Origin of the sequence: Streptomyces sp. WAC05292, assembly GCF_003949955.1 — a bacterium.
GTDB classification, from domain to species: domain Bacteria; phylum Actinomycetota; class Actinomycetes; order Streptomycetales; family Streptomycetaceae; genus Streptomyces; species Streptomyces globosus.
Map to the genome: position 1 here is coordinate 1 of NZ_RPSE01000448.1, position 4690 is coordinate 4690.

Annotated in this window: 5 protein-coding genes; 3 read left to right on the forward strand and 2 right to left on the reverse strand. The window is 74.6% G+C overall.

Going from position 1 to position 4690, the window contains the following annotated elements; translation table 11 throughout:
• The first annotated feature begins 35 nt into the window (after window positions 1–35).
• On the forward strand, window positions 36–485 hold the full coding sequence (locus EF903_RS28900; RefSeq protein ID WP_125547960.1) for a hypothetical protein: 450 nt from the start codon (window positions 36–38) through the stop codon (window positions 483–485).
• Window positions 486–529: 44 nt separating this feature from the next.
• On the opposite strand, the gene EF903_RS28905 is transcribed toward EF903_RS28900, so the two are convergent.
• Window positions 530–1408, reverse strand: a complete 879-nt coding sequence (locus EF903_RS28905) for a nuclease (RefSeq protein ID WP_312845976.1) — start codon at window positions 1406–1408, stop codon at window positions 530–532.
• 212 nt (window positions 1409–1620) lie between these two features.
• On the opposite strand from EF903_RS28905, the gene EF903_RS28910 reads away from it, so the two are divergent.
• Window positions 1621–2088, forward strand: coding sequence for a hypothetical protein (locus tag EF903_RS28910; protein ID WP_125547962.1), 468 nt, complete (start codon window positions 1621–1623; stop codon window positions 2086–2088).
• Window positions 2089–2207: 119 nt separating this feature from the next.
• Here the strand turns inward: EF903_RS28910 and EF903_RS28915 are convergent, their stop codons facing one another.
• Window positions 2208–2882: a hypothetical protein gene (locus EF903_RS28915; RefSeq protein WP_125547963.1), complete on the reverse strand. Its 675-nt coding sequence runs from the start codon at window positions 2880–2882 to the stop codon at window positions 2208–2210.
• Window positions 2883–3156: 274 nt separating this feature from the next.
• Here EF903_RS28915 and EF903_RS28925 point away from each other — a divergent pair, with 274 nt between their 5' ends.
• Window positions 3157–4575 (forward strand): hypothetical protein, encoded by a 1419-nt coding sequence (locus EF903_RS28925; RefSeq protein ID WP_260616071.1) that lies wholly within the window; start codon window positions 3157–3159, stop codon window positions 4573–4575.
• The last annotated feature ends 115 nt before the right edge of the window (window positions 4576–4690 follow it).

Here is a 4690-nt window from a genome sequence, read left to right on the forward strand (position 1 = left end):
CCCCTCCCCCGTACGGCCAAGGAGACCGCCCAGCCATGTCCCACAACCGCCGCCGCATCCTCGGCGCCGCCCTCGCCCTGCCCGCCGCGCTGACCGCCGCCGAGGTGCTGTCCGCCGCGCCCGCCGTCGCCGCCGGCGGGATCGAGGCGCAGCCGTGGACGGACCTCGTCCTCGAACCCGGTGTCACCGCCCAGGCGGGCGCGGCGCCGCAGGTCCGGCTGGTCACGATCGCCGGTACGGCCTTTCTGCAGGCGCGCGGCTCGGTGGCCTGCAACCTGACCGCCGACCAGAAGGTCGCCACGCTGCCGGCGGAGCTGCGGCCCACCGGCCTGGTCCGCGCCACCGCGCCGCGCAACAACAGCCAGGGCATCAACGCCTGCCGCTTCGAGGTCAACACCGCCGGTTCCCTGACCATCTACGGCGGCAACTCGGGGAACCCGATCACCTGGGTGCAGTTCGACTCCGTGCAGACGGTCTGGCACTGACCGGCAGCGGGTGCGGCCGGCGGGACCGGCCGCACCCGCTGCCGTCACTTCTCCGTGAAGACGATGTCCCGGGAAAGACGGGTCATCCGCACGCTGTTGTCGGAGGTGACCTCCACGATGTGGTGCAGGCCCCGGTAGAGCCGCCTGGTGTCGGGCAGGAGGCGGTACTCGTCCGCCGCCCCGGCGAGGAACGCGCGGAAGCAGTCCGCCGACGGCGTCGGGTCGCCGGTGAAGTCCAGGTAGTCCTTCAGGCGGCGGAACAGCTTCGGCAGGATCACCGCGCCGTCGCAGTCGTGCGTGATCGACTTCTTGCCGGTGACGGGGAAGCCCTGGAGGGTCTTGTCGGCCGCCCACACGCCCGCGGCCGACGCCCGCGCCTTGTCCGAGGCCTCGGTGAGCAGCTCGCGCAGGTATACCGGGAGCCCGGAGTAGAAGGTCGGGTAGGCCAGTCCCCGTTCGAGGAGGCGGTGGTTGGCGGTCCGCTCCAGCAGGCGCTCGTCGACACCGGTCCGGTAGCCGCTGTGGACGGGAGGGGTGCCGCGGCCGACGAACGCCACGCAGCGGCCGTACACGTCGGCGCCCCGGGTGAGGATCCAGCCGGGCACGCTGTCCGGGACGGTGGCGAGGGTCTCGTCGTCGTCGCGCAGGACCGTGCCGAAGCCGAGGGTCTTCAGCAGTTCGTCCGCGGCCGCGTGGGCCAGCGGGCGGGGCTGGTGGTCGACGGGGTCCGGCGCCTGGCCGTAGTGGGTCTCCAGGGCGTCGACGCCTTCGAGGCGGATGCTCGCGCGCCCGTCGGCGCCGGGAACGATCTGCCCGCCGGGCACGAGCTTCCAGTCGGCGACGTCGTCGGGGATGAAGGGGAGGGTGTCGCCGTCCGGCTTCGGGCCTCCCTCGACCTTGAACCTGCCTCTGATCAGCAGCATGGACATGAGGGGCTCCGATCCACATCACTGTGCGCGGTCGTCGCTCACGCACGGTACACACGGGTGGCTCCGCCGCGCCGGGGCCGCGCCCGCCGTGCCCCCGACTGGCGCCCCGCTCGCCCGCATGGGCCGCGGCCGTCCGAGGACCCCGACAGAGGTCTTCACGGCCCGGGGGCGCGCAGCCGCCGGTGTCCCTCGCCTAGGCTCCGGCCGTGGACGAATACCAGGGACTGACTGCACTGATCGAATCGGCGTGGGAGGAGCTGGAGGGCTCCGGTGCGGGCCGCCGGGCCCTCTGCCTCGATGCCGTCGACGATGTCCTGGAGACGGGCCGGCTGACGCAGGATGACGCCGAGCGGGCCGTCGAGCGCCTCGTCACGGTCGCGCTTTCCGACGAGGGCCACCCGGTGCGCGAGGCCGCGCTGCACGCCGTCTGCACCGCCTCTGTGCACTACGCACTTCCCTACCGGGTGGTGGAGCCGCTCGCCGTCGCTGCGGACGTCTTCGAACCCCTGCTCCTGGAGTACGTCCTGGCCGTCCTCGCCTCGACTCACGACCAGGCGGCACTGCCGATCGTCGAGCGGTTCCTCCACCACCCCCACCCCGGGGTCCGCGGGGAAGCGGCAGAGGCGGTGGCGGAACTGCGCTGGAGCCAGGAGTCGGCCGGGACAGCCCGGTAGCTCCGGGGCTCGGCCGAAAGGCAGCCTGCACGGTGCGGGGGCAGGCCCCCGGTCCCGCGTGGGGTGGGACCGGGGACCCGCCGTGTCACCGGCGAGCGTGGCCGGGGGTGCGTCCGCCGCTAGCGGGCGCGGACGACCGCCTTGCCCTTCGAGGAGTCGCCCTTGCAGGAACGCTTCTCCGCGGCGGTCATCTTGCGGGTCTTGACCACGACGGCGTTGCTCTTGCCGTCCGTGCCGTTCTTGGCGGGGCCGGTGATCGTGTCCTGGAAGAACCAGTAGTAGTGGCCCCACTTGGGGCTGTCGTAGTGGGTCTGCCACGTGCCGGTGACCTTCTGCATCACCTGGGCGCGGGATATCCAGCCCACCTCGCCCGGCTTCACCGTCATGTTGAGCGAGCTGCTCTCGGAGTGGCTGCTCGACCAAGTGTGGCTGTAACTCGCCGTAACACTCAGGTCGACGAGCCCGGCGATGTTGCCGCCCGCCGTGACGGAGACGCCCAGCGAGTCCGTCGCGCCGACCGTGTCGTCCCAGGTCATCGACTGGGTGGCATCGGACGTGCTGCAGTTGTAGAGCGAGTTCGAGACCTGGCGGAACTCTCCGAGGTACGCCTCCCCCAGCTTCGGGGAGTTGAACGTGCACTTGCCTTCGCCCGACCGGCAGTCCGCCATGAGGAGCTCGCGGGTGGGCTGGTCCGCGGCGGCCGCCGGAAGCGCGGTCGCAGCGCCGACCGCGCACGCCGACAGCGCCACGGAGAGCACGCGGGCCGTGTGGCGCTTGACGCGGGTTGTCTTCATCTGGGTACCTCTCGCCTTGCTGGGGGGAACGGTGAACGGCCGTGTGCCGGACGCACGGTGGAGCGCGGCCCGGCAGTGTTTTCGATCACCGCCCGTTGTGAGGTGAGATTCTCCTGAGGCCCGCTGGCGCTACGGCGCAATTCGGCCACCTCTGCCGGTCGCCGCCCCTTGCGGGAAATTCCTGGCGGATCCGTCCGGCGCGGTCTACGCTCGCCGCGATGAAGACTTCTCCTCTGCACCGATTGGGGGAACCGTCCGCGCAAGGTGAGTGCTGATGACCACTCACCTCCCGGACGAGGATTCCCGTCTGTCCCTCTGGCTGCGCGTGCGCCGGTACGCCGTGCCGCCCTCCGTGATCCACACCGCGACCGCCCGCCGCTGCGTCGGCGACTGGGCGGGGGCCTGTGCCGCCGCCGGCGTGGACGTCGACCTGCACCTGCCGTCCGTCGCCCGCGCGTACGGCCGCGACTGCGCTGCCCGCCTCCGGGCCGACCTCCGCAACCTGGCACCCGACCTGCTGCGCTGGCACATGCCGCGGACCGCCCCCGACGGGCTGCTGCGCCCCGGCCTGACCGTGGCCCTGGCCCGCTACGACGGGACCGGGCCCGACGGCGCGGGCTCGCTGTACCTCGTGGTGCGGACGCCGCCGGCCTGGGCGGACGCCGGCCAGCGGATCGCCCTCGGTCTCTGGGACCGGTCCCGGGCCGAGGCCTCGCCCGCCGCCCGCGACCACCCGCATCCGCGGCCTGCCCGGCGGTTCCGACTCGACCTGCACCGCCACCTGTGGGACGCGCGCAGGGCCGGCGAACTGCGGCACCGCTCGGGCGCCGACCGGCCGCCCGGCACCACGCCCGCGCCGCCGCCGGGCGGGCCGGCCTCCGCCGCACCGGCGTACCGCTGCGCCCCGGACCTGTGGCCCGGTGAGGCCCGGCTCCTGCTCCGGGCCGACGGCCTGGACCACGGGCCCGTCGAGGTGCGCCTGGGCAGCCGGCACCGCCTGGTCATCGACGCGGCCACCGGCCGGCCGGCGGCGCCGCCCGCGGGCGGAATCCGCCTGCCGGTGCTGCCCGACGCGGCGGCCTGGGTGCCGCCCGACCTGGAGTTGCTGCGCGCCGGGCTGATCGGGCCCGACCGGCTGCACCCGCTCGTCGCCGGCGCGCTCGTGCCCGGCCACCTGCCGTCCGGCCCGGCGGCGGACGCCGGACCGGACGACGGGACCCGTTTCGTGGACTGCCGGGGGGCGCGGCACCGGATCGGGCTGGTCGACGGTGTCCTGGCCGCGCTGGACCACGGCCCGGACGAACTCCGGCGCGAGGAGCTGCTGGTCGCCCTGAACGGCACTCCGCTGCCCTGCCTGCGGGCCATCGACCGGGCGCACCGCCGGCCCGAGTCACTGCCCGGCATCCGCGAGCGCCTCGCGCACGGCGACACCGCCGGGGCACTGGCGGCCGTCGAATCCCTCCTCGGGCCCGGGGCGGTGCTCCGGGACGGCCTGCTGCGGGACGAGCTGGAGTCGGCGGCCCGGCAGCGCATCACGTACGGGCTGTTCCGGGCCGGCCTGGCCGGGCCGGGCCCCGTACGCGGTCCCGTACGCGGCCCCGTGCGCGCTGCCGCCGGGGACGGCACCGAGCCGCCGGCGCGGCGCGTCCGGCCCTCCCGCGGTCGGCAGCGCTCCTCGGTCCTCTTCTACTGACACCTCCCGACGACGACCGCGGCGCCGCCCGCGCGCGCCGCGCGCCGGGGCGGGGGGCGTCTGGCGCCAGCAAGCCCGTGCCCGGGACCCGGCGGTCAGCCGCCGAGCCGACGGC